This is a genomic window from Streptococcus sp. SO2, assembly GCF_030440025.1.
On the sequence record NZ_JAQFJH010000002.1, the window covers coordinates 153,929 to 175,736 of the forward strand.

The window sequence follows — 21,808 nt, forward strand, 5'->3', positions numbered from 1 at the left end:
TCTAACTTAGGAAATCTATCATTTTCCAAAAAACTTTATCTTTAATTTATTAGCTAAAATTTCTAAAATAAAAAGCCTACCTTTCAGTAGACTTAGTAGTGATCTTTGAAGGACAAGAAAGCCACGCTATCTCCATCCATCATATAAATCAAGCGATTTTCTGCATCAATGCGCCGTGACCAAGCTCCTTGATAGTCATACTTGAGTGGTTCAGGTTTCCCCATTCCTACAAAAGGATCGCGTTGAATATCCTTGATTAATTTATTGATTCTTTTTAATGTCTTCTTATCTTGGTTTTGCCAATAGCAATAATCCGCCCAGGCATCTTCTGTAAATTTGAGCAGCATTTCTCACTCCTCAATCACATGTACCTGAGTGCCTCCAGCACGAACTTGAGCCATTCCTCGCAAGACCTTGTCAGAAAGTTCCTTATTTTGAGCGATTCTCAGGGTTTCCTGAATACTATCCCACTCGCTCTTTGAAAGGACTACAATATCCTCATCTGGATTTTTATTGACCACCGTTAAAGGCTCAAATTCATCATTTACCTTCTTCATGTAGTCTTTTAAATGATTTCGGAATGTTGAATAAAGAACTGCTTCCATAACCATACCTCATTTTACCTCTTTTCCACTATTATACACAAAAAGAAAGAAATTGTCAGGAACTTGTACAAGATTTTTCTTTTCTATCTATTTATTCGAAAATCTTCTAAAAAAGCCTACCTTTCAGTAGACTTAGTTTGATTCTATTCTAATGGGCACTCTGCCAAAATTCTGCTCTGCTATACTTGGCTGGCCTAGTCGGTATATCTGGTCTGCCTTTTGGGTCATGGTATCCCAAGGTTCTTTGCCAATTCGGCTGACTAGATGGACCTGCCCTTTCAGAGACTTGAGATGTTGTCTGCCTTTTTCAGTAAAGCCAAGGACATGGATGGCTTCTGGCAAGTCGCTTTCTCTGGCCTGCACCAAGATATAAGTCAAGAGGCGTCTGACACGCGCTTTTGTGTAACGTTTGGTCGCAACTGCCTCGACCAATTCCTCCACAGACTGGGCTATCTTGATGGCATCCTTGATACGCACTGCCATTTCTTGATTGACCTGATAGATGGTCGTCAGGTCTGGATTTGACAAGATTTGATAGCGGAGCAAGGGAAAATAATCATCCCAACTCACCTTACTGGCCTGCTCAAAGAGGTCAAGAGAAGGCATAAAGCGTTCTAAGAAATCTTTGTCCCTCTGGTGCTGACGGAGGGCTGTCGCCGAGGCAAAGTCCACATCCTTGTCCACAGAATGATAACCCGCTCCCTGACGCTGAATCGGCTCAAGCTTGATGTTGCGTCCTGCAACCGCCTTGGCATAGGCCAAAGCTAGAACATGATTGGGCATATTGCCAGAAAAATCAAGACCTGCAAATTCCTTCCACATAGCTTGGGTTTTCTGGGGATAAGATAGTGAATCAGGCAGATTTTCCACAAATTTCTCCATCTCAGCACCTTGCTCTGTGTATAAGTCAGATATCTTTTGATAATCCAGAACTTCTTCTGTCCCGAAATCTAGAGTATCAATCCCCAACCGAGCCAAGATATCCACAGCTCCTTGGCCAAAGAAATCTGCCGCCTGAACACTGACTAAAAAGGGCAATTCCACTACCAGATCAGCGCCATTTTCAAGCGCCATCTGGGTTCGTGTCCACTTGTCCACGATAGCCGGCTCTCCTCGTTGCATGAAATTTCCAGACATGGCAACGATTTTCAGCCCCTCTGCTTGATCCAGCAGGTATTTATGCCCATTATGAAAAGGATTGAACTCCGCGATAATACCTGTGATGGTCATGATGTTCTCCTACTTCTGCGCGACAAAAAACCAACGGGTACTTGTCTCTGTCGGCTCCTTATCCTCAAAGTCCGCATAGAGTTTGAAGGTCTTGAAACCAGCCTGCTCCAGCAAAATATCATAGGTCAAAACTTCATAGGTCCGCTCCTCATGCACTTCATCGTGGCGACTAAAGGAACCGTCAGCCTCCTTGATAAAGAAAGTCAACTCATGCACGATGGAGTGAGGAGCTTCGTCCTCATAGGTGTCCCAAAGCATGGCAAAATCTTCCGCATTTTCATGATAAGAATAGCCTGGAAAAACCTCATCCGTCTGGTAGGTTGAATGCACGTCAAAGATGAAAACTCCATCTTCATTGAGGGCACTATACACTTCCTTAAAGACGTCTCCTACCTCGACCTCATCCTGCATGTAGCAGATAGAGTCCGAGTAGCACGTAACAAGGTCGTATTGACCTACCTTGGATAAGTCCAGCATATTGCCTTCAATAAAATCAATTTTTTGCTTGGCTGAAGTAGCTCTTTTCTCCGCAATCTTCAGCATATCCGCGCTCAAGTCAAATCCAGTCACATCAAAACCAGCCTGAGAAAAGCGCACAGACTGGATACCTGTCCCGCAAGCCAGTTCCAAAAGCTTCTTTCTCTCCTTAGTCTTAGGGAAATGACGCAGAGAAAAATCCGTCCATTTATCGTATAAACTGTCATCCATGACCGAATCATAGACCGCCGCAAAGGTTTCATAAGTTGCCATAATTAAGATACAAAGAGCGTTAAAAGCTAAGAGAAAATAGGAAGCTTTCTGCTGTATCATCAGATACAAAGGAAGTTCCTCTTTTTCTCGCAGCTTTTAGCTCGTGTTCAGTTTCGAGATGAACAAAACACGACGCCCTTTACCTTTCTATCTATTTTCTAAAATAAGCAAAGAAACCCAGTTGACTACAACTGAGTTCATCTACTAGGCCAAGGCTTCAGAAATATCTACAGACTCCGCCTCATGCCATAGCTTCTCTAGGTTATAGTGGGCACGCATTTCTTCTGAGAAGATATGCACAACGACACCACCGAGGTCTAGCAAGACCCAGCCTCCAGCTGCATCGCCTTCAACATGACTGCCTTTAAAGCCTGCTTCCGCTACTTTTTCACGGATATTATCTGCGATAGCGTCCAACTGACGGCTGTTCATCGAGCTAGTGATAACAAAGTAGTCTGTCACGCTGGTCAAATCTTGTACGTCAAGTGCAAGGATATCCTCCGCACGTTTCTCATCAGCCGCTTTCACGACTAGTTCTAGTAATTCTTTTTCGTTCATTTAGTCCTCTTTCAAATAGTGCACAAAGGCGTTATAGGTTTCAAGGGTTTGGGGATAGATGGGGAATCCCTGATGAGCTAGATGCTCCACGGTACGAGCTGTTTCGTAGGCCACTGCCTTATTGAGCGATAGCTCAGCAATCTCACGCGCCGCATCCACTCCTGGAAAGGCACGATTGTGCTCGATATAATCTGCGACGTAGACAACTTTATCTAGGTCTGTCATCTGACCAGCCCCGACTGTATGGATTTCAATAGCTCTTAGGATCTCCGGATTACGCAAATCCAAATCTTCCTGAATCTTGTAGATGCCAACCATGCCATGCCAGACATTATTGCCCCAGTTTTTGAGGTCAGGGTCTAGATGGTAACGGTCAATCAAGTCTAGGAATTCCTGATCTGACAACTTTTTAGCATAGTCATGGAGAAGACCTGCTAGTCCTGCTTTCTCGGCATCGACTCCAAATCTCTCAGCTAGTTCTATGGCTGCACGCTCTACACCCAGACAATGGGTCAAACGTTTTTCAGGCAGAAGCTCTGCCATTTTTCCCAACAAAGCCTCACGTGAACAGTTGATATAGTCTTGATAGACCATCAGTAGAGCCCCTCCTTCTCGATATAGTCTAGCACTGGCTGTGGTAATAGAAAGTTAGGTTTCCGACCTTGGGCAAGGAAGTCACGTACCATGCTAGACGAGATGTCCATGAGAGGCACATCCACCCAGATAACTGGATAAGAAGTCCCTGCCTTGTAGCGTGGGCGCTGAACCCCCACAAACTGAACCATATCAACCAGTTCATCAATCCGATACCACTTAGGTAGATAGTCCACCATATCAGCCCCGATAATGAAGTAATAATCCGTATCTGGATGTTGCTCTGTCAAAATCTTCATGGTGTCGTAGGTGTAGGAAATGCCCTTGCGCTCTAGCTCAATGGTTTCAATGGCTAAGCCTTCAATCCCCTCAATCGCCAATTCAAGCATCTTGAGCCGATGGTGTTCAGGGATGGTTTCTTTTTTGTCCACGTGAGGTGGTTGGTATTCAGGCATAAGTAGAACCTGGTCCAGTCCTAACTGTTGTCGCACTTGGTCTGCTACAACAAGATGGGCATTGTGAACAGGGTTAAAATTTCCCCCTAAGATCCCGACTTGTTTGCGTTTTTTCTCCTTGATTTCTGGCTCCAACTCTACCTTGGTAAAGGGAGTCAATAATTCGATTGCCATAGGCTCGTCTTCCTTTAATTCTCTGTAAAAACAGTTGTTTGGAGTAGGGTTTTAGATTTCTTTGACTTTTTTAGAAATCTTGCGATTTTCTTTCTTGCTGGATTGTTTAAACAAAATCAAGATGCGTCCGATTTTTTGGACAGTATCTACACCGATTTCTTCTTCCAAGATTTCAGCTACTTCGTGGATATTTTCATCCGTGTTTTGTAAGAGCGTAACTTTAATCAATTCACGGGCGTCAAGAGCTTGACGGACGCTGGTTTTGATTTGGTCGTTGAGACCATTTTTTCCAATTTGGATGATGGGTTTGAGGGTGTGTGCCTGGCTGTTGAGGAAGGCACGTTGTTTCGATGTTAATGACATATTCTTTCTTCCTTTTTGGATAGTTATTTTAGGTGGTGAGGGACGGTCGGAACTAATTTTTCAAAGATCTCATCTTTGAAAAATGGATTTCCTGACCTCACACTTGAGCCTAGGTCTCAAGTGTGCCCCTTGCCAATCTAACGATTGGCAATCACACCACGGCAATAACTATCTTTTTATGAGCTCACTTTGTTCGCTCAGTGATTTTATTTTAAATAATGGCTTTTCGTGTGACGACTGCGACGCCTTCTGGTGCCCAGACGGCGACTTTGGCAGTTCCTGTTACGCGGATCCAGCCTAGTCCTGAAATGACTAGGTCTGTCTTGTCCTTGATAGTAAATACATGCTGGACTAGTTTTGGAAAGTCCTCTTTTTCCTTGCTATTTGGTGGCGTTAAAAGGGTACCTAGGTGCTTGTCGTAGAAAGTACTCGCGCCTTCAAACTTGGTACGGTGGAGTTTGAGTTCATTGTCAAAGAAGGCTGTAAAACCTTGCTTTTCTCCTGCAATAAAGTCAAAGCGTCCGAGACCACCTAGAAACAGGGTTTGTTCAGGATTGAGCTGGTAGGTTTTGGGCTTGATTTCCTTTTTAGGACTGACATACTTGAGGTTTTTAGCCGTCAAGTAGTGGGCCATCTGGTGACGGTGGATAATCCCCGGTGTATCGTAGATATAAGATCCGTCATCAAGTGGGATTTCAATCTTGTCCAAGGTTGTCCCTGGAAAGCGTGAAGTCGTGATGACATTCTGATCACCCGTTATTTCTTGAATAATGGCATTGATGAGGGTTGATTTTCCAACGTTGGTTACCCCAACTACGTAGACATCGCGACCCTTACGGTAGTGTTCAATCTTGTCAATGACTTCCTTGATGGCATGCTTGTTTTGGGCTGAAGTCAGGACGACATCCACTGGACGAAGTCCTTCTTCGTGGGCACGCTCCATAAGCCATTGGCTAATCTTACCAGGCTTAACAGACTTAGGAAGGATGTCTTTTTTATTTCCAACCAAGAGAACATCATTGCCTGATACAAAACGAGGCAAGCCTGGGATAACAGAACCGTTAAAGTCAAAAATATCAATCACATTGACCACCAAGGCATCACTGTCTCCCACCTCGTGCAAGAGTTTGAGAAAATCATCGTCCGTCAACTGGACATCTGTGATTTCATTGTAATGACGGAGACGGAAACAGCGTTGGCAATAAACTTCGCCAGTCTCCAACCCTTTTTCAAGTGCCGACTGGGGAGTGAAACCCAGACCAGCCTTGTCTGTCGTCTGAATGGTTGCTCCACAACCAATACAGAGAATTTCTTCCATAGTTAGATTCCTTTTTTATATGTAATCGGTCCGTACTTTTCAGTAATTTGCTTCATGACACGGCGCTCACGAGCTCGGTTAATCTGCGTCTTGATAGAGTCATGTTGGACCAAGGGTTTGACCAAAATTGAGCGAATGCCTGCACGATGGGCTGCGCGAATATCGGTCATGAGCTGGTCGCCGACCATGACCACTTCATTTTTCTCATAGTGGAATTCTTTCATGGCACGGTCAATCCCAAAGGTGAAGGGTTTCAAAGCCCAATAAACGTAATCAATTCCAAATTTCTCAACTGCGCGTTGGACCCGTTTTTTGGTATTATTTGAGACCACGATGATGCGAATACCTGCATCCCGAAGATCATGTAGCCACTGTTTCATCTCTGGCGTCCCATCAGGGTTGTTCCAAGCAATGAGGGTATTGTCCAAATCGACCAAAACAGCCTTGATCCCCTGCGCCTGCAGGCTTGGGACTGTCAGATCATAGACTACTTCCACAGCAAAATCTGGCATATAGTTTTCAATTGCCATTCTGGCTCCTTTTCTTAACTTTTTTTCGCAATTTTTCTCAAAATCAATGACAAGACCAACCATAAGACCGCACTAGCCAAGCTGATGTAGACCCAAGCATAGGGCTCATCTGTGAAGGGGAGGGGAACATTCATCCCGAAAAAACCCGTCACTACTGCCAAGACTGCTAGTAAAACTGAAATGATGGTCAAGGTTGTCAAGTTATCATTCAGGTTATTATTCAGAATGTTGTTGTAGGAGGCTGATAGTTGTTGCAGAACTTGAGAAATCAAATCGGTCATCGAAACCAGCTGATGAGCCTCAATCATGGCATCATCAAACTGTTCTCTCTCAACTTCGTTAAATCTGCGATAAAGGGCATGGCCTTGGATATGTTCTAGTAACATGCGATTCTGCTTGGCAGCCGCTGTCAGATAGACCATACCAGTTTCCAAGTCGGAAAGGGCAAAGAGGTTTTTCTTGGTCGTTCGCTGACGCAAGAGGCCATTGACCTCATCCTTACTCTTATCCATCTGTTCGATGACAGGATAGTAGGCATTGCTGATGATTTCCAGACTAGCAAAGAGAAATTTGTAAATAGAAAGCATATCATGACTCTCTAAATAACGTGTCATCTGTTCAATCACATAGGCATTTTTCTTATTGCTAATCGTAATCAAGCGCTGATGTTCTACGATAAAGGTCATGGGAAAGGCTTCATAGTATTCCTTGTCCTTTTTCAAATCCAATACATTGTAGATAAAGGTGACGGTTCCACTTTCGCGGTGGTAGTCCATGTGGGCACGCTCGTTTCTATCCAGTGCGTATTCAATGGTTTCCTTGTCCAATCCATAGATTTCAGAGAGATCTTCTAGTTTTTTCAATTTTCCCAAATCTAGGTTAATCCAAGTGCATCCATTGCCCAACTGCTTTTCTACAAACATATTTTCTCCTTTACCAAACTCTTTCTATTGTACCACAAATCTACCAAAATAGCAGACCTACTCTGTGCGGGAAAAGTTGCTGACAACAGTGATATTTCGGTTTGGAACAAAGTGAAGGGCTTGGTCATCACTTCGAAGTTGAGTCGTACGGATTCCGACACTGACAACCTTGCCAGACACGGTAATCGGTCCATTTGTGAGAACCACTTCGTCGCCCACATCTAGTTGGCGTTCAAAGAGGATGAAAAAGCCATTGATGACATCGGATAGAAAACCTTGCGCCCCCATCCCAATGGCAACCCCAGCAATTCCTGCCCCAGCAAGGAGGCTGGAAACTGGCAAACCTAAAATGGACAAGATACAATAGATTAAAAAGAAATAAAGGGTATAGTTAAAGATATTCTCAAGCAAACGAGAAATGGTCTTTTGTCTACCAGCATCTCGATTTGATAACTTGAGCGAGGGCTTGACAATCTTTCGGACAGTCGCATGGAGGATCTTTTTGGCTATATAAAATAGAAGGATAAGAATCAAAAGAGAGATCAACTTGGTCAAAAGATTCTCTAATAGGCTTGTGAGATCCAATTTGTCAAGATAACGTTGAAAAAATTCTTGCATACAAAACTCCTTTTCCCTATTATACCATAACTTATCTGAAGACTATTCCCTATAAATATTCAAATTTCATTTGATTATTTAGTCAAATCTTGATTTTATGGCATATTTATACTATAATCAACAAAAGCGTGGGATTTGCTCCTTTTCGCTCTCTATTATCAACTTTTTAGGAAATTTTCATGTCCCTCACTCAACGTACGACCAAACTGGTCTTAGCGACCTGTCTCGCTTGTTTTCTCGCTTATTTTTTAGATTTATCATCAGCGGTTTCAGCTGGCATTATCGCCCTCTTGAGCCTCTCCGACACGCGCAGAAGCACGCTGAAATTAGCACGTAACCGCCTCTTTTCCATGCTCCTAGCGCTCGCTATGGGCGTTCTAGCCTTTCAGCTGACAGGCTTTCACATCTGGAGTCTAGGCCTCTATCTGGCTCTCTATGTGCCTCTTGCTTACAAAATGGGCTGGGAAATCGGTATCACACCTAGCAGTGTCTTGGTCGGTCATCTCTTGGTACAGGAGTCTACTTCTCCAGCTCTCTTGCTCAATGAAGTGCTCCTCTTTCTCATCGGGACAAGCTTTGCTCTGTTGGTCAACCTTTATATGCCCTCTCGTGAGAAAGCTATCCAAAGCTACCACCTTCAGGTCGAAGAAAAGTTAAAAGACATCCTGCTTCGCTTTAAATACTATCTGTCAAGAGGAGACGGGCGAAATCAAGCCCAACTCGTTGACCAATTAGATAAGCTCCTCGATGAAGCTCTCAAACTAGTCTACTTGGATCACTCGGACCATCTCTTTCACCAAACGGACTACCATATCCACTACTTTGAGATGAGACAGCGACAAAGTCGCATCCTGCGAAATATGGCCCAGCAGATCAATACCTGTCACCTGGCCGCCAGTGAGAGTTTGATCTTGGCCCAGCTCTTTTCTAAGATTGCTGCCCAGCTAAGTCAGACCAATCCTGCTCATGACCTACTTGATGACATCGAACGCTATCTGCAAGTCTTCCGCAATCGGAATCTCCCGAAAACACGTGAGGAGTTTGAAACCCGTGCTACCCTCCTGCAACTATTACGCGAAGCTGAAACCTTTATCCAGGTCAAGGTCGATTTTTATCAGAAATATGGAAACTAGAACGCAAAGAACCTCAGAGAATTCCTCTGAGGTTCTTTTGTTTTGCATTTGGAAGAGAATTTTATTCCCTCACACTGTTCTCAAAAAAGAAATATCAACTCCTAATCGTCCATCACACCACCTGTAAGCTGGTACATGAGGTAAATGTGCTCCAAGACTTTTACCTTATCCATGTGGTCTACATCTTTAAAGCCACCTAATGCTAGAAGTGGAACGAAACCAAAACATTCATCGTAGGCTAGCAGACCATGTTTGGCAACAGCTTTTTTATATAACTTTTGATCAAAATATCTTAAAACATATTCATCATCCAAAAAATTCAAAAAATGTGACAGACGCTTAATTATAATGTTACAATCCTGAATATTGTATTGGACAATTCCCACATAGGCATTCTCTTCCCAAGTAATAATATCTCCAAATGCCGTCGCGAACATAGGAAAAGCGACATCTCCTCTGAAATAGCTATCTTGGAGAAGCTCAAGATAATCATCCGGATTAATTACCTTCAGATAACCATCAAGAAAAGTTCCTAGACCATCCTCCTGCCAAATTTGAAGCAACTCAGCTGGAACTTGACCCTTATACTTTTCAATCACTTCTTGGGGCATGTCTGACACTTTAATAAAGTTTTCTAGCATGTTTTCCTCCTTTTTCAGTTTATAGACAAAACTATTAGATGCTATTCCCCTCATTCATAGAAAATCTAAAATAGGTTGCTTTCCCTCCCAAATAAGTCGGGTAGCTTTACGAAGCAGAAAAAACTTCCTCATCTTGCTCATTCAGAATCGCTTGAATATCTCCACCATTAACTACTACTAGGTAGTCCACTGGTAGAATCAAAGATTTTATTAGTTTTGGATTCTTTTTCAATATTTCAAAAGCATACATAGCAACAAAATCATCTGTATCTTGATTTTGATAGCCAATAAACCAGCCCGAATCACCTTTTCGATCAGTGTCTTGTCTCTGCAAATAGTAATGTTCGCACTCAAAGACACCTTTGGCCAACACTATTTTCTCATCAAATCTGATTTCAGAAGCTTCAATATTAAGCTCTTTAGCTAGTGTGCTTTGTTCAGACTGAATCCAAAGAGCCAAGGTCAAATCATCAGTAAACTCTTTAAAAGGGGTTGTTTCATAGTTGACTGACACTATCCTAAATTGGTCCATGTTCAATTGAACAAGTTTATATATGTTGAAACCGATTTGTATTAGCAGGCCATCTTGTATTCGTTCCTTCGAGGGCAGTACATTCACAACTTTGAGCCATTCCTCAAAAAGACCTTCAGAGAATGTCCCGTAAAAGATCAAACCATTCTTCTCTACTTTTGTATCAAGCACTTCCGTCATTTTTCAACCTCCTGAAAATTTCATTTTGTAGCTTCGTTCTAGCTTCACGCTCCAAAGCTATCATTTTTTCTCTTATCTCAGCCGGAATATCTCCTAATTTGGAATGCCCCTGCCAATCACTCCAAGTTTTAGACCCTTTGGAACTATTGGTAGGTTTACCTAATCCCATAAAATTATCCTCAAGATTCAAAACCTCTACCTTATCAACATCAGATAGAGGAGCAAATCCATCCATTTCGGTAATTTCTTTCATAGAGACAATATGGTCTGCTTCGAGGGTTTCAACTGGATAACCATAAATTGGATCAAATTTTTCTCCATCAATATTATTGACATGATCGCGTATCTCTTGACTTGGTGTTTTCTTGCGAAGAGAATTATATTCTTCTTTTGAAATTCCTTTAGAAGTACTCGCTACATCATCACTATGCTTAGCCAACTGCTCGCTGGCTTCTTGGCGGAATTCTTTACTTGCTTTCTTGCCGACTTGTTCTGCCGCTTCTTTCATGCCTCGAGCGACATCATCAGATGCATTGTGGACACGGGCACCACTTTTTGTAAAGTTGTCACTAAAGTTTGCTGGCTCTACAAACCTAGTATACCATAAAACCTATAGACCAACGTTTGATAAACCAGAAAAGACCACCATTAAGGTGGTCTTTTCTCCAATTTCGTGCCTTATTTCCAATTACGAAGGTCGCATGTCAACTGGGAGCGAGGTTGGACTCACAACTGATATTGATGAGGTTAAAAATAGGAAAAACTCCCCTCCGACCCCCTAGACGAAGATAAAAAATTTATTACACTACAGAAGGTCTCATAAAATCATAAACATCTATCTGATGTTCTTCAAACAATTCCTCTAACTTCTGTGCTCCCACTTCGGCTCCATGCTTTTCTATAAATTGAAGCTCAGCTTCTGTAATCGGGATAGCTTGTAACCACGTAACATACTCTTCATCAAAATCAAAAGATTCTAAATCCCACAAGAAAGGCTGAGTGAAGAATATATGATTTACTTTCGCATTGGGATAGTAATTTCTAATAATATTTGGATAGACTGCACCTGGAGAGATGCTGTACTCTCCCCTCACAATATTAAAACCACAGTCTGCTATAATATTTGGAAAATATTCCAGCTCCGCATCAGCTGCTCCAATGATTTCAACTCTTAAAGGCTTACCATTTATTCGACGATAAATGGTATATTCTGATAAACCGATTGTTGCTGCAGTTGTTAAATAATCATCCGGACAATTCTCTCCAATGAATAAATCTAATTTGTTATCGTGATTTCTAAATGTATAGGCTTGAGGAACTCCCCCTACAGCCCTTGCAATTTCCTGTGCAATTTTAATTTTATCGTATTTCATTTGATTCTCCTCTTAAAGTTTGCTGGCTCTACAATCCCAGTATACCATAAACCTTATGGACCAGCGTTTGATAAACCACAAAAGACCACCTAAATGGTGGTCTTTTATCAAACAAACTATTTCCCATTATGTTCTCTTTGGAAGGCTTCCATAGCCTTGAACTGTTCTAGTTCTTTTTCATTAGCTGGTTGCTTGCCGAGATATTTATATTCAAACAAGTCCATTCGAGCACTTGGACCATAACCACTTTCCAACCATGGGGCATAATCGAAGTCTACTGATAATTTATTATTTTCATCTAAGTGAATAATACAAATATACCAATCTGCCAAGTCGTTCTCAACAAATACTTTTTTTAATTCTTGCGACTTCTCAAACAATCGATCTGTTTGACTATAAATTTCGAATTTATCTACACCAAAATCTCTAGGAATGTATAAATAATAGTGATATTCATTCTTATATTTAAAATAAAAATAAACTTCTCCACTACATGTTTTGTCCATTTCAATTACAATATACAAATCATCCCACTCTACTGGAATCATATCGTTGGCTTGATGCACGATTTCGATAATTTTTTCATTCATTAGTTCTTCCATTTTATCCTCCGATTTGCTTGGATCTTTTTTTCGTGTTTAGTATTCCTCATCTGCGAATGGAACTGCATCCTTACTGATAGGTCACTATCATAAAAATAAGGAGCAATACAAACAGTGCTATACTGAGCAAGAGGGTTACAATTTTTACCAATCGGTTGTTCTGCCAGTATCCTGGTTTTCCGATATTGCTGGTCGCATCCATGGAAAAGAGTTGGCTTTGGCGAGGTTGGATGAGAACCAGGACAATCAAGGCGACGGCTAGGATTATTCCTATAATCATCAAAACTTCCATCAATTTCACCTCAAGATTCCTAATAATGTAAAGATCAGGGTAAGAAGGATGAGCATGCCGAGTAAAATGGAGAAGGTTTTACTGATCTTTTCTCCTCGGCTAGGCTTTTCTTTCTTAAGCGCTCCTTGCTTTAACTCTTCCATGCGTCCTTCGACATCCTTGTAAAATAAATCTTTTTTAGTCATGTCCTTCCCCTATTATCCTTCCCATCCTCTCTTGGTAAGTAGCCAAGTCCACATAGTTAGTATGGCGACCTTGATGTCCAAGGGCTTGGCCCATCTTGTCAAGACTGCTGAGAGCTTCTTGAATCTTCGCAATCATGTCTCCAACAGTCTGCAAATTAAAGAGGTGTTCTGGAGCTGTGTAAGGTCTGTTATGAGCTGTCTGGTCAAAGGCTAGGATGAGCATATTGTGCTCGAAGGCTTGACGGACAGCATCCAAAAGCTCGTTTCCGTAATTGATGTCTAGATAGAGATCCGACAGCTGGTAGAGTTCTCGAATCTTTTGCGGACTAGCGTTTTGATAGAGAACGACATTGGGATAGGAAAGCAAGGTTAGCAACTTGGACGACATTTCAGTCACTGCCGCGATTCGGAAGGTCACCATTGGCAAGGACTCAATCAGGGTTTCGATATGTTCGATCTGATCTGAGTTGGTAACGATCAAGGCATCTGGTCGAACGAAGTTTTCTCTTTTGAACTGATAATGATAACCTAGATGGACAAACTTGTCATGATAGGCTGGATTGGTCAAGGCCAAGGCCTGTTCATAGGTAGCCTTATCTGGTATGAGGATCTGCTTGGCTCTCAGCCCCTCTTGCTCCAAGAGCAGCTGCATATTCCCAGGAAGGCAATCATCTAGCGGTTCTTGCCAAACCAAGATATCCTGTCCGCTCTTGTCTGGATAATGATATGAGACCAAGAAAGAGGTAGCTAGAGTATTAAAGAGAAGGTGGCGAGTGTCGATTCCCAAGTCTTGCAAAAAGAAGATCGTGAACTCCACTCGATTTTTAAAATGGCGCAGGGCTTGTCCGGGCAAGGTTAGGAGGATATCGCCTGTCACATGATTTTCTAGGACAATTTCCTGTCCCTTTGCATCCTGGTACTTGGTCAGGATAGCCTGCCCATCTGCACTATAGGTGGTCTTGGCAAAGCAGGTTCCGTATCGGTTATAGTGGTCTGCTTGGTAGATACGGCCAGATAGGTCCTTCCAGTCGACTTGCTTGACCAAACGGGCCTGAGGAGCCTCCACATAGTGAATCACGCCCCTCTCCCGAGAATCCTCTAGGATATGCGCCGACTGGTTATTGCCCGCAATCTCCCAAAATTCAGGTACGGCTACTTGATTGAAATAAAGAGCTTTTCCCGACTCGTAACCTAGATAGTAGGTAAAGGGAGAGAGAATCCCATCTGGGAGAAATCCATCTGGTTCGATCACAACTGTGGCATGGGATAGACCAGCAGCTTCTAAACTTTCGTGCAAATCGCGGCTTTCCTGGCCATAACGATCAAATAGTTGAATCATGCAGGACCTCCTCTATCGTTTTCTTCCACTTGTCCCTTACCTTATCTGTTAAAAATTCTCTAGCTAGGTCATAAGATGCTGTTCGCATATCTGGCAAATGATTTTCCTGATAGAGCTGGCAGATCTTTTCCGCAAAGGATCTTTTAATCGCCGTTTCAACATGGTCATCCGAACTTGGGATCAAGTAGCCATTTTGACCATCCTTGATAAAGGTCTGGTTTCCATAAGGCACATCAAAGCCAATCAGGGGCAAGCCTGAACCAACTGCCTCCATCAAGGTCAGACCAAAGCCTTCGCTGGTTGAGGCTGTCAGATAGACCTCATACTGGGGATAGATCTGAGCTAGATCTGCATGCCCTTTGAGCTGGATATAGTTCTCCGCTTGGTGAGCCGTGATGATTTCCCTTAAAAGAGATTCCTCACCCCCACTGCCATAAATGTCAAAGGTGAGCTCTGGGAGGACTTGATGCGCCTGGATAACCGCCTTGACGAGCCAGTCAATGTGTTTTTCCTTGGCCAGACGCGAAGCCGTAATGAGAGAAAAGGGCTTGCGTTCCCTAGCAGGCTCGGTCAGCTGATCTATGCTCCCAACTGGAATCGTGACGATTCGTGGGCGATGCTGGCTGTACTGGGCAAATTGACCTTCGAGAACTTCCTTCTGCCGATCCGTAGACACGATAAAGCAATCGACCTTGTCCGCATTTGTAAACTGATACTCATAGTAGTTGTTCCAGAGGAGATAGTCTTGGTTACTAGCATTTTCACTATAGTGCTCTGCGTGAACGACAACTGCTAGATGGGCCTTTTGTGCTTCTTCAAAAACAGCCTGACCAATCCCTGTTTCCCTGTCCAAGATGACCAAATCAGACTTGCTCAAGTTCAAACGTTGCATAAAATAGCGCATAAGGGCTGGCTTTCCATACAGAATCCGGTCCTTAAATCGATAGACCTCTTCCTGTCCCTCAGTCAACAAGATATCGTAAGCAGTGCTGCCATCTTCATTGAAAAAGCTTCGTTGATAGAGCCTAGCCACTTGGTCTTTGGGCGCGAAATATTCTGTACAGTAGCGCGTGTAGGAAAAATAATCCTTGCGAACCAAGTTCCCCCCAAACACATACTCTGCATGCTGCACCAGATTCTTAGCCGAGTCTACCAAGTAGCAGGTCACAAACTTATCCTCGTCTGAAAAGTAGACACGCAAGACCTTGCCGTCCTGCTCCCTATGACTCTCAAGGCCACCAAAAGAGGCCAAGACCTCATCAACTGTAACACTGGTCGGTGCTAGCCTGATATCTGTAAAATGATTGTAAAGCCAGATTACCTGATCATCCGCAAAGCCGATATTGGCCGTTAAATGCTGGATATTGTCTGCTAGAATTAAGTCTGTAAAGATAAACTTAGATGCTAGGTCTAAACTTCTAAAAATCCCTGCTCGGTAGGCCTGGGCATACTCGACACCACTACTCGCCCAACCGATTCCTAGATTTATATTGTAAATTGTCATATGATCCTCTTTTTATGGAAAATGGGTGAGAATCTCACCTTTGGGCGTTACTTCCACAATCCCCATGAGAAGATTGCGTACCATATCTGTACGAATTTGTTGCTTCATGGTTTCAAAGCCTGCATAGGCCTCCTGATAGTACTCTACGATAGGGTTCTTTTGAGAAGCAGACTGGCTCCCGATTGCTAGACTGAGCTGTTGGAGATAGTCGACTTGCTCAACCCAGTTGTCATCAATAGCCTTGAGCATAGATATTCTCAGAAAAGAATCATAGAGCTGGTGAGATTGAAGAAGTTCCTTTTTAGCCGCGATTTCCTTGGCTATTATTTCCTCTATCAACTCCCGAATCTGATCTGCATCAGCTAAATCCAAATCAGCTGGTAGTTCTCTCATCCCAAAGCTAATATTGGTCACGATGAAGTGAAGGAGCTCTTGGGGGCTGCTATAGGCTTTTTCTGAGATTTGTTTGGTATAGTCTGCCAATATATCCTCAAGGATATGCTCTAAATCACGGCTCCCATCCAGCAAACGATCTCTTTCTTTGTAGACCATTTGGCGCTGGATATTGACACTTTCCGCATACTCTAAGGTTTGTCTGCGCGCTGAGCGACTGGCACTATCACTAGCCTCTTGGGCTTTTCTGACGAGGTTGCGGTACTTGCGAGCCTTAAGTAGGATGGGTTTGCTGATATCTTCCACTTGGTAGTCTTGATACAGGTCGTGAACCCAAGACGGTCCGAACTTTTTGATCACATCATCTTCAAGCGACACGAAAAATTGAGACATGCCTGGATCGCCCTGGCGGCCAGAACGACCTCTGATTTGCAGGTCAATTCGTCGGCTCTCCATCCGCTCGGTACCAATCACAATCAAACCGCCCAATTCTGCGACTCCTGGACCGAGTTTGATATCTGTCCCGCGACCTGCCATAGAAGTCGCAACGGTCACTGCCCCCATCTGTCCAGACTCTGCAATGATCTGGGCTTCACGCGCCGCATGATTGGCATTAAGGACATTGTGAGAAATCCCCTCTCGCAAGAGCAAGGACGAATAAAGCTGGGACATTTCTACAGATCCGACAAAAATCAGGAGTGGATTGCCTTTGGCGTGGTAAGTCTTGATAGCTTCGAGAGAGGCATACACTTTCTCAGGGAGGGTCACATAGAGATTGTCCGGATGGTCCATTCGCCTAAGTGGGCGATTGGTCGGGATACGAATGACGGCCATATTGTAGGTTTCGAAAAACTCTTTTTCTGCCACCTTTCCCGTTCCTGTCATACCTGAGATTTTGCGAAACATCTTAAAGAGACTCTGGTAGGTGATTGAAGCCATGGCTCTGGTTTCAGGAGAAAGCTTCACATGTTCCTTGGCTTCGATGGCTTGGTGGAGACCGCCTTGAAGCTTGGTCATTTCCATCAAACGCCCTGTTCCTTTGTCTAACAAGACCATTTCTTGCCCTCGAATCAGGTAGTCCTTGTCCTTGGTAAAGAGCGTATGGGCTCTGAGAGCATAGACCAGATGCCGAACATAACTTGCATACTCTTCCTTGTAGAGATGGTCGATTCCTAAGAAACCTTCGACCGTCTGGGCCCCCTTTCGGGTTAACCAAACCTGGTCTTTTTCTTCCTTGTAGATGTAGTCCTCTCCCTCAACCAAGGTCGTCACTAGGGTATCAATCATCCCATAATAGTTAGACTGGACGCGGGGAGAACCTGCGATAATCAAGGGAGTTTGGGCACTATCGAGTAGAATGTCATCGATTTCATCGATGATAACATAGTTAAAGGGAGGCAGGAATTTCCCCTCACGAGTGGAGGCAAGATTGTCATTGAGATAGTCAAATCCCAGTACACTATTGGTCGTGTAGACGATGTCTGATGTGTAGATCTTTCTTTTCTCTTCGGCAGTCAAGTCCTCTTTTGGATCATCTGAAAAGGGCAGACCGACAGTTAGACCTAAAAATTGGTAGACTGGGCCCATTTCGCTTGCATCCCGTCTAGCCAGATAGTCATTGGTTGTGACTAGCATGCTGCCTTTACCCGTTAAGGCATTGAGGTAGAGGGGCATGGTTGCAGTCAAGGTCTTGCCTTCACCTGTATTCATCTCAGCCACATTTCCTTGGTGGATCACGATGGCTCCCATGACTTGCACATCATAGGGAAAGAGACCCAAGATACGTTTATCCGCTTCACGAACAAGGGCATAAGCTTCTACCAATAGCTCCTCCAAGGTTTCTCCCTGGGCAAGACGCTGGCGAAACTCCTCTGTCTTTGCAGCCATTTCCTCATCACTGAGGGCTGCCATCTCTTCTTTGAGGGAATTGATTTGGCTTAAAAGTTTCTTGACCTTTCTCAGTTGTCTTTCCTGATACAAACGATTAAACACCATCATCCTCCTCAATAGAAAACGAAACAAAGTCAAGAGCCTCAAAACCTGCACTAATCAAGGAAAGGCGATAGGTGTAGGCCGCTTCAGGATAGGTGAAGCTAAAAGAAAATTGTCTTTCAATCTTCTCCTCGATGATTTCCTCATAACGGTTTAAAAAAGTGAGTTTGATATAAAGTCCATTGACTGGTTGAACCTGCACCTTCATGGATAGACGATAGGTGTGATTTTTCTTAAGAAGAGGGAGGCTAGGTTGACTTCTAGTAGCCTGGTAATTGACACTAGAAAACCAGGTTTTAAGGGTTTCACCTGAAGCCAGCAAAGGATTTTTCAGGGTAACATGACCGTCTGCATGATAGGTGATCTGGCTACCATAAAGATAAGTGGCTCCCATCTCACCCCACCTAATATCCTCTCTCTTGATGATAATCATGTCTCACCTCTTCCGTATTCTTCTAGTATCATCTTGTAAAAATGAATAAACCAGGCAACGTTTGTTCCTGTATCATCATTGTGTCGACCTGCGGTTCCTTTGGACAAAATCTTGGCTCCTGTCTGACAAAGTGTCTCCACTAGCTGGTCATAGGCACTACTATCCATATCCTCGTCCTTCATGTAAGAAAGGCCGAAGGTCGTCTGGGAAAAATCAGCTTGTTTAAATCGGGTCCAAAAACGTTGATCCAAGTCCTTCATGTCTTTCTGGCTCACTCCTCCTGTCTGAAGGTGCAAGACATCAAAGCTAGTCGGAAAGACTCCTGGCGCCTCTAGTCGGCCCCGCTGTGCGATGGTTCCTAGATTGGTCAAGGGTTTTCCGACTACGATTCCCTTGGGTTCAAAGTAGGCTCCATAGTAGAGGGCAGGGAAGGTTCCCATTGACAGCCCAGATAGGATCAAGTCACTTCTATCCAAGCCTAGATAGTCTAGATAGTGTTGGATTGTTGCTTGAATTTTATCTTCTAATTCCTCAGTTCCTAGGTAAAAGGCTCCTCCTTCTAATCGAGGGTCCGAAAAGAGGAGAAAGGGGCATCTGAGATTCTTCATCATCCAGTAACCCTCAAAACCTTCCGCCGGACGGTAACCTGAGAAATAGACTGCTAGAGGAGGTTTGAAATCCCCTGGGTGAAAGAAATAGTTGATTTCCTCACGTTTTTTGTCATGCAGGATATTGCCACCGAGAACAAACTTTCCAAACTGTTTCCGGCTCCAGCGCTGGTGGAGATTGCCGATGTTGACCTTCCCTTGACCACGCGCTTCAAGAGAAATACTCAGATAAGCATCATAGTCTTGCTCCACTATGATTGCTGAGGCAAAGTCTGCTTCCTCAAGGAGAATGTCCTGTCTAATCTCTGAAACGGATCCTGCTGGGATCTTTCGCAAACGCAAGCGCAATTCCACTGGTCCACTCTTTTCATATTCGAGCCAGAGTTCGATTGGCGAATGGGCTTGGACAGACTGATTATAGGCCCAAGAAGCTAGCTGGGTATAGGTCTTGCCAAAGTCTCCTTCCAGCTCCAGATGCTCAAATCCCTGATAGGAGACAGAGCCTTGGAAACTCGGGTGAATCCGTATCGTAGCTGGGCTCAGCTTGTCTCCATAACCACCTTCAAAGAGGGAGGTAGAGAGGTCTCGAACAAAGCCCTGGCGGTCTGACAGGTCCATCGTTTGCATGCAGTGCTGTTTGATGAGATTTTGAAGATCTTCATCCTGACTTGCAAACTGTTCTGGATAGAAAACCGTATAGGGTTCCAAGCTAGATGCAAAAGGCAACAAATCTACTAGGTAAGCCCCATCCGTGAGAATGACAGCATGAAAGTGATCTAGATCATTCTCATCCATGATTTTCTGGATAGCAGACGATGTGTTGGGAGGAACATGATGCCAGTCTAGTTGGGCTGGTAGGGCAAGTGTCTCTCGCCAATCTTCTGGACCGATTTGCAAGATCTTATACTTCTTTTCCATGAGTCACCTCCTCCAACCACTTTTCTAGCTTGATCAGGAATTGCTCCCCAGTGTGTTCCTTTATCTTTTCGATGGAATGGATCAAAGCATCATTCCACACCTGCAGACTATCGAGATAGTAATGGGCAGCTTGCGCAAAATCAGCTATATTTTCCAACAGATAACCATTCTTCTGATGGCTGACATACTCTGTTTTGACCCTATTGATTTGAGGGAAACCAGCACTAATCCCCGCGATTTGAGTATAAAGAAGAGGTTGCCTGTTCAGATCGACAATCAAACGAACAAATTCCAGCTGCTTGATTAACTCCGATTCATCCTTCATATTGACAAACGAATAGCGCTTGCTCTGATGGCGATTGTCCTCAAGCGGATTTTCAGCTCCTTGGTAATCAACTTCCTTCTCCAGTTCCTGGTCTTGAAACTGCTCTGAGACCATCTTAGCAACTCGTGTTTCCAGTTGTTTCATTTCTTCTTGACTAGCAGCAAATGCTCCAAAAACCAGCTCTGTATCCTTGTTTTCAGAAAGGAAATGCAAGACCTGATAGAGCGCTTGGCCCTCTATCCCTTGTTCAAAATCAAGTTGATAGTAGAGGAGCGACTCCTTCCGAGTCTGGCTCTTTCCCAGCTCCAAGCGAGTATCAAAAGGCGATAAATGACGAAACTTCGTTGCTTGTTCTGAAAAGACAGACTGAGCCAAGTGCAAGGTGTCCTCTCTGTCGACCAGAACAAGGTCCACTTTAGGCAACAAATCCGCCAGTTGCAGTAATTGTTCTTGAGGATTTCGTCCGATAAAAAGACTGAGAACCTTGGTGGTTTGATGAGGCAATCGTTCTAAAAGGAAAGCATTGTGCTGGTCACAAGCAGGCAGAAAATAGGTCGCTCCTTCCTCAGGGAGTTGAGCTATTTTGTTGTCAAAAAACTCAGCAATCAATTCCCCCATATCTCGGTAAGCCTCTTTTTGGAAACGAAAAGCAAAGATAGGATTGACCTCGATACGTCCCCCATCTTGCAAGTACTCTCTAAACTGCCACAGTCCCTTGGGATTGAGGTAGTCTTGGTAGAGAGCCTGACCCTCTTCGTAGTAAATCACACTGGAAACCAGCCCCCGATCATCCATCAGGTAATTGGCAGACAAGAGCCCATCTTCCTTGAAATACTGAATCGTACTGATAAAACCTTCAATCCCATGCTCCACCTGAGCATAGGGCTTTCCATTTCTCAAAACTAAAATGGTAAAGGGACTGTAAACAAACTCGCAGTCCTCTTCCCACTCAATATCTCTGAGCTGCAAGACCTGCGGTCGAATCTCATGAAAATCCTGCAATTCATCAAATAAGGAATAAACCGGTGCTTCTAAAATACCTTGGCGATGGAGAAAATAGCGCAAATGAGGCTGATAGGACAAAAGGAGGACCTGTGCAGGAATCCCTTGGCGTTGCATCAGGCGAATCTGATTGAAGGTGTCATCAAATTCTAACTTAAAATGAGAAAAATACCAAGGTGTTAAATCGGCATGCCAGGGACGTTCCTTGCCATACCAAGCTGGGATAAAGTAATACATC

Annotated in this window: 26 protein-coding genes; 1 reads left to right on the top strand and 25 read right to left on the bottom strand. The window is 43.7% G+C overall.

Annotation, left to right across the window (positions count from 1 at the left end; genetic code table 11):
- Window positions 1–92: 92 nt before the first annotated feature.
- From PCY17_RS03175 to PCY17_RS03230, 12 genes are all read right to left on the bottom strand, one after another.
- A complete protein-coding gene (locus PCY17_RS03175; protein ID WP_049477886.1) occupies window positions 93–347 on the bottom strand; it encodes a Txe/YoeB family addiction module toxin in 255 nt (84 codons plus the stop codon).
- Between the two features lie 3 nt (window positions 348–350).
- Window positions 351–605, bottom strand: coding sequence for a type II toxin-antitoxin system Phd/YefM family antitoxin (locus tag PCY17_RS03180; RefSeq protein WP_025171799.1), 255 nt, complete (start codon window positions 603–605; stop codon window positions 351–353).
- 132 nt (window positions 606–737) lie between these two features.
- On the bottom strand, window positions 738–1,835 hold the full coding sequence (locus PCY17_RS03185; protein ID WP_301391679.1) for a nucleotidyltransferase: 1,098 nt from the start codon (window positions 1,833–1,835) through the stop codon (window positions 738–740).
- A gap of 9 nt (window positions 1,836–1,844) precedes the next feature.
- Complete coding sequence (locus PCY17_RS03190; RefSeq protein ID WP_247925699.1) at window positions 1,845–2,585, bottom strand: class I SAM-dependent methyltransferase; 741 nt, start codon at window positions 2,583–2,585, stop codon at window positions 1,845–1,847.
- 204 nt (window positions 2,586–2,789) lie between these two features.
- A complete protein-coding gene (gene rsfS, locus PCY17_RS03195; RefSeq protein ID WP_001003007.1) occupies window positions 2,790–3,143 on the bottom strand; it encodes a ribosome silencing factor in 354 nt (117 codons plus the stop codon).
- Window positions 3,144–3,737, bottom strand: a complete 594-nt coding sequence (gene yqeK, locus PCY17_RS03200; RefSeq protein WP_301391680.1) for a bis(5'-nucleosyl)-tetraphosphatase (symmetrical) YqeK — start codon at window positions 3,735–3,737, stop codon at window positions 3,144–3,146.
- Window positions 3,737–4,366: a nicotinate-nucleotide adenylyltransferase gene (locus tag PCY17_RS03205; protein ID WP_000963714.1), complete on the bottom strand. Its 630-nt coding sequence runs from the start codon at window positions 4,364–4,366 to the stop codon at window positions 3,737–3,739. The genes yqeK and PCY17_RS03205 overlap by 1 nt, the downstream gene beginning before the upstream one ends.
- Window positions 4,367–4,417: 51 nt before the next feature.
- Window positions 4,418–4,729, bottom strand: a complete 312-nt coding sequence (gene yhbY / locus PCY17_RS03210; protein ID WP_000060169.1) for a ribosome assembly RNA-binding protein YhbY — start codon at window positions 4,727–4,729, stop codon at window positions 4,418–4,420.
- A 211-nt stretch (window positions 4,730–4,940) separates the two neighbouring features.
- The gene (gene yqeH, locus PCY17_RS03215) at window positions 4,941–6,047 is read right to left on the bottom strand and encodes a ribosome biogenesis GTPase YqeH (protein WP_301391808.1); all 1,107 of its coding nucleotides are present in this window, start codon (window positions 6,045–6,047) and stop codon (window positions 4,941–4,943) included.
- A 2-nt stretch (window positions 6,048–6,049) separates the two neighbouring features.
- Complete coding sequence (locus tag PCY17_RS03220; RefSeq protein WP_000963751.1) at window positions 6,050–6,577, bottom strand: YqeG family HAD IIIA-type phosphatase; 528 nt, start codon at window positions 6,575–6,577, stop codon at window positions 6,050–6,052.
- 14 nt (window positions 6,578–6,591) lie between these two features.
- Window positions 6,592–7,500, bottom strand: coding sequence for a magnesium transporter CorA family protein (locus PCY17_RS03225; protein WP_049536684.1), 909 nt, complete (start codon window positions 7,498–7,500; stop codon window positions 6,592–6,594).
- A 57-nt stretch (window positions 7,501–7,557) separates the two neighbouring features.
- Window positions 7,558–8,118, bottom strand: coding sequence for a mechanosensitive ion channel family protein (locus PCY17_RS03230; protein ID WP_301391809.1), 561 nt, complete (start codon window positions 8,116–8,118; stop codon window positions 7,558–7,560).
- Window positions 8,119–8,297: 179 nt separating this feature from the next.
- Here PCY17_RS03230 and PCY17_RS03235 point away from each other — a divergent pair, with 179 nt between their 5' ends.
- Window positions 8,298–9,251: an aromatic acid exporter family protein gene (locus PCY17_RS03235; RefSeq protein WP_301391810.1), complete on the top strand. Its 954-nt coding sequence runs from the start codon at window positions 8,298–8,300 to the stop codon at window positions 9,249–9,251.
- Between the two features lie 101 nt (window positions 9,252–9,352).
- On the opposite strand, the gene PCY17_RS03240 is transcribed toward PCY17_RS03235, so the two are convergent.
- From PCY17_RS03240 to asp1, 13 genes are all read right to left on the bottom strand, one after another.
- A complete protein-coding gene (locus PCY17_RS03240) occupies window positions 9,353–9,892 on the bottom strand; it encodes a T6SS immunity protein Tdi1 domain-containing protein (RefSeq protein ID WP_301391811.1) in 540 nt (179 codons plus the stop codon).
- Window positions 9,893–9,998: 106 nt separating this feature from the next.
- Complete coding sequence (locus PCY17_RS03245; protein WP_000141226.1) at window positions 9,999–10,604, bottom strand: hypothetical protein; 606 nt, start codon at window positions 10,602–10,604, stop codon at window positions 9,999–10,001.
- A complete protein-coding gene (locus tag PCY17_RS03250; protein WP_000656481.1) occupies window positions 10,588–11,112 on the bottom strand; it encodes a hypothetical protein in 525 nt (174 codons plus the stop codon). The genes PCY17_RS03245 and PCY17_RS03250 overlap by 17 nt, the downstream gene beginning before the upstream one ends.
- A gap of 292 nt (window positions 11,113–11,404) precedes the next feature.
- Window positions 11,405–11,977, bottom strand: coding sequence for a suppressor of fused domain protein (locus PCY17_RS03255; protein ID WP_000872725.1), 573 nt, complete (start codon window positions 11,975–11,977; stop codon window positions 11,405–11,407).
- Window positions 11,978–12,093: 116 nt separating this feature from the next.
- On the bottom strand, window positions 12,094–12,579 hold the full coding sequence (locus tag PCY17_RS03260; RefSeq protein WP_000391898.1) for an immunity protein YezG family protein: 486 nt from the start codon (window positions 12,577–12,579) through the stop codon (window positions 12,094–12,096).
- Window positions 12,580–12,649: 70 nt separating this feature from the next.
- Complete coding sequence (locus PCY17_RS03265; RefSeq protein ID WP_000453436.1) at window positions 12,650–12,871, bottom strand: preprotein translocase subunit SecG; 222 nt, start codon at window positions 12,869–12,871, stop codon at window positions 12,650–12,652.
- 5 nt (window positions 12,872–12,876) lie between these two features.
- Window positions 12,877–13,056, bottom strand: a complete 180-nt coding sequence (gene asp4 / locus PCY17_RS03270; RefSeq protein ID WP_000161924.1) for an accessory secretory system protein Asp4 — start codon at window positions 13,054–13,056, stop codon at window positions 12,877–12,879.
- Window positions 13,049–14,395, bottom strand: coding sequence for an accessory Sec system glycosylation chaperone GtfB (gene gtfB, locus PCY17_RS03275; RefSeq protein ID WP_125388695.1), 1,347 nt, complete (start codon window positions 14,393–14,395; stop codon window positions 13,049–13,051). Before gtfB ends, asp4 begins: the two co-directional genes overlap by 8 nt.
- Window positions 14,379–15,899, bottom strand: a complete 1,521-nt coding sequence (gene gtfA / locus PCY17_RS03280; RefSeq protein ID WP_000158443.1) for an accessory Sec system glycosyltransferase GtfA — start codon at window positions 15,897–15,899, stop codon at window positions 14,379–14,381. The genes gtfB and gtfA overlap by 17 nt, the downstream gene beginning before the upstream one ends.
- Before the next feature lie 12 nt (window positions 15,900–15,911).
- The gene (gene secA2 / locus PCY17_RS03285) at window positions 15,912–18,284 is read right to left on the bottom strand and encodes an accessory Sec system translocase SecA2 (RefSeq protein ID WP_301391973.1); all 2,373 of its coding nucleotides are present in this window, start codon (window positions 18,282–18,284) and stop codon (window positions 15,912–15,914) included.
- A complete protein-coding gene (gene asp3 / locus PCY17_RS03290; protein ID WP_301391814.1) occupies window positions 18,277–18,717 on the bottom strand; it encodes an accessory Sec system protein Asp3 in 441 nt (146 codons plus the stop codon). The genes secA2 and asp3 overlap by 8 nt, the downstream gene beginning before the upstream one ends.
- Complete coding sequence (gene asp2 / locus PCY17_RS03295) at window positions 18,714–20,243, bottom strand: accessory Sec system protein Asp2 (RefSeq protein WP_301391815.1); 1,530 nt, start codon at window positions 20,241–20,243, stop codon at window positions 18,714–18,716. The genes asp3 and asp2 overlap by 4 nt, the downstream gene beginning before the upstream one ends.
- A complete protein-coding gene (gene asp1 / locus PCY17_RS03300) occupies window positions 20,227–21,807 on the bottom strand; it encodes an accessory Sec system protein Asp1 (RefSeq protein ID WP_301391816.1) in 1,581 nt (526 codons plus the stop codon). The genes asp2 and asp1 overlap by 17 nt, the downstream gene beginning before the upstream one ends.
- Window position 21,808: the final 1 nt, after the last annotated feature.

Bases quoted from the DNA above. Each gene is read 5' to 3' on its own strand.
- PCY17_RS03180 (WP_025171799.1), bottom strand. From the start codon at position 605: ATGGAAGCAGTTCTTTATTCAACATTCCGAAATCATTTAAAAGACTAC.
- PCY17_RS03225 (WP_049536684.1), bottom strand. From the start codon at position 7,500: ATGTTTGTAGAAAAGCAGTTGGGCAATGGATGCACTTGGATTAACCTA.
- gtfA (WP_000158443.1), bottom strand. From the start codon at position 15,899: ATGACAATTTACAATATAAATCTAGGAATCGGTTGGGCGAGTAGTGGT.
- PCY17_RS03265 (WP_000453436.1), bottom strand. From the start codon at position 12,871: ATGGAAGTTTTGATGATTATAGGAATAATCCTAGCCGTCGCCTTGATT.
- asp3 (WP_301391814.1), bottom strand. From the start codon at position 18,717: ATGATTATCATCAAGAGAGAGGATATTAGGTGGGGTGAGATGGGAGCC.
- yqeK (WP_301391680.1), bottom strand. From the start codon at position 3,737: ATGGTCTATCAAGACTATATCAACTGTTCACGTGAGGCTTTGTTGGGA.
- PCY17_RS03250 (WP_000656481.1), bottom strand. From the start codon at position 11,112: ATGAAAGAAGCGGCAGAACAAGTCGGCAAGAAAGCAAGTAAAGAATTC.
- PCY17_RS03190 (WP_247925699.1), bottom strand. From the start codon at position 2,585: ATGGCAACTTATGAAACCTTTGCGGCGGTCTATGATTCGGTCATGGAT.
- PCY17_RS03175 (WP_049477886.1), bottom strand. From the start codon at position 347: ATGCTGCTCAAATTTACAGAAGATGCCTGGGCGGATTATTGCTATTGG.
- yqeH (WP_301391808.1), bottom strand. From the start codon at position 6,047: ATGGAAGAAATTCTCTGTATTGGTTGTGGAGCAACCATTCAGACGACA.
- PCY17_RS03230 (WP_301391809.1), bottom strand. From the start codon at position 8,118: ATGCAAGAATTTTTTCAACGTTATCTTGACAAATTGGATCTCACAAGC.
- PCY17_RS03255 (WP_000872725.1), bottom strand. From the start codon at position 11,977: ATGAAATACGATAAAATTAAAATTGCACAGGAAATTGCAAGGGCTGTA.
- rsfS (WP_001003007.1), bottom strand. From the start codon at position 3,143: ATGAACGAAAAAGAATTACTAGAACTAGTCGTGAAAGCGGCTGATGAG.
- yhbY (WP_000060169.1), bottom strand. From the start codon at position 4,729: ATGTCATTAACATCGAAACAACGTGCCTTCCTCAACAGCCAGGCACAC.
- asp4 (WP_000161924.1), bottom strand. From the start codon at position 13,056: ATGACTAAAAAAGATTTATTTTACAAGGATGTCGAAGGACGCATGGAA.
- PCY17_RS03245 (WP_000141226.1), bottom strand. From the start codon at position 10,604: ATGACGGAAGTGCTTGATACAAAAGTAGAGAAGAATGGTTTGATCTTT.
- PCY17_RS03260 (WP_000391898.1), bottom strand. From the start codon at position 12,579: ATGGAAGAACTAATGAATGAAAAAATTATCGAAATCGTGCATCAAGCC.
- asp2 (WP_301391815.1), bottom strand. From the start codon at position 20,243: ATGGAAAAGAAGTATAAGATCTTGCAAATCGGTCCAGAAGATTGGCGA.
- gtfB (WP_125388695.1), bottom strand. From the start codon at position 14,395: ATGATTCAACTATTTGATCGTTATGGCCAGGAAAGCCGCGATTTGCAC.
- PCY17_RS03220 (WP_000963751.1), bottom strand. From the start codon at position 6,577: ATGGCAATTGAAAACTATATGCCAGATTTTGCTGTGGAAGTAGTCTAT.
- PCY17_RS03205 (WP_000963714.1), bottom strand. From the start codon at position 4,366: ATGGCAATCGAATTATTGACTCCCTTTACCAAGGTAGAGTTGGAGCCA.
- PCY17_RS03235 (WP_301391810.1), top strand. From the start codon at position 8,298: ATGTCCCTCACTCAACGTACGACCAAACTGGTCTTAGCGACCTGTCTC.
- asp1 (WP_301391816.1), bottom strand. From the start codon at position 21,807: ATGTATTACTTTATCCCAGCTTGGTATGGCAAGGAACGTCCCTGGCAT.
- PCY17_RS03240 (WP_301391811.1), bottom strand. From the start codon at position 9,892: ATGCTAGAAAACTTTATTAAAGTGTCAGACATGCCCCAAGAAGTGATT.
- PCY17_RS03185 (WP_301391679.1), bottom strand. From the start codon at position 1,835: ATGACCATCACAGGTATTATCGCGGAGTTCAATCCTTTTCATAATGGG.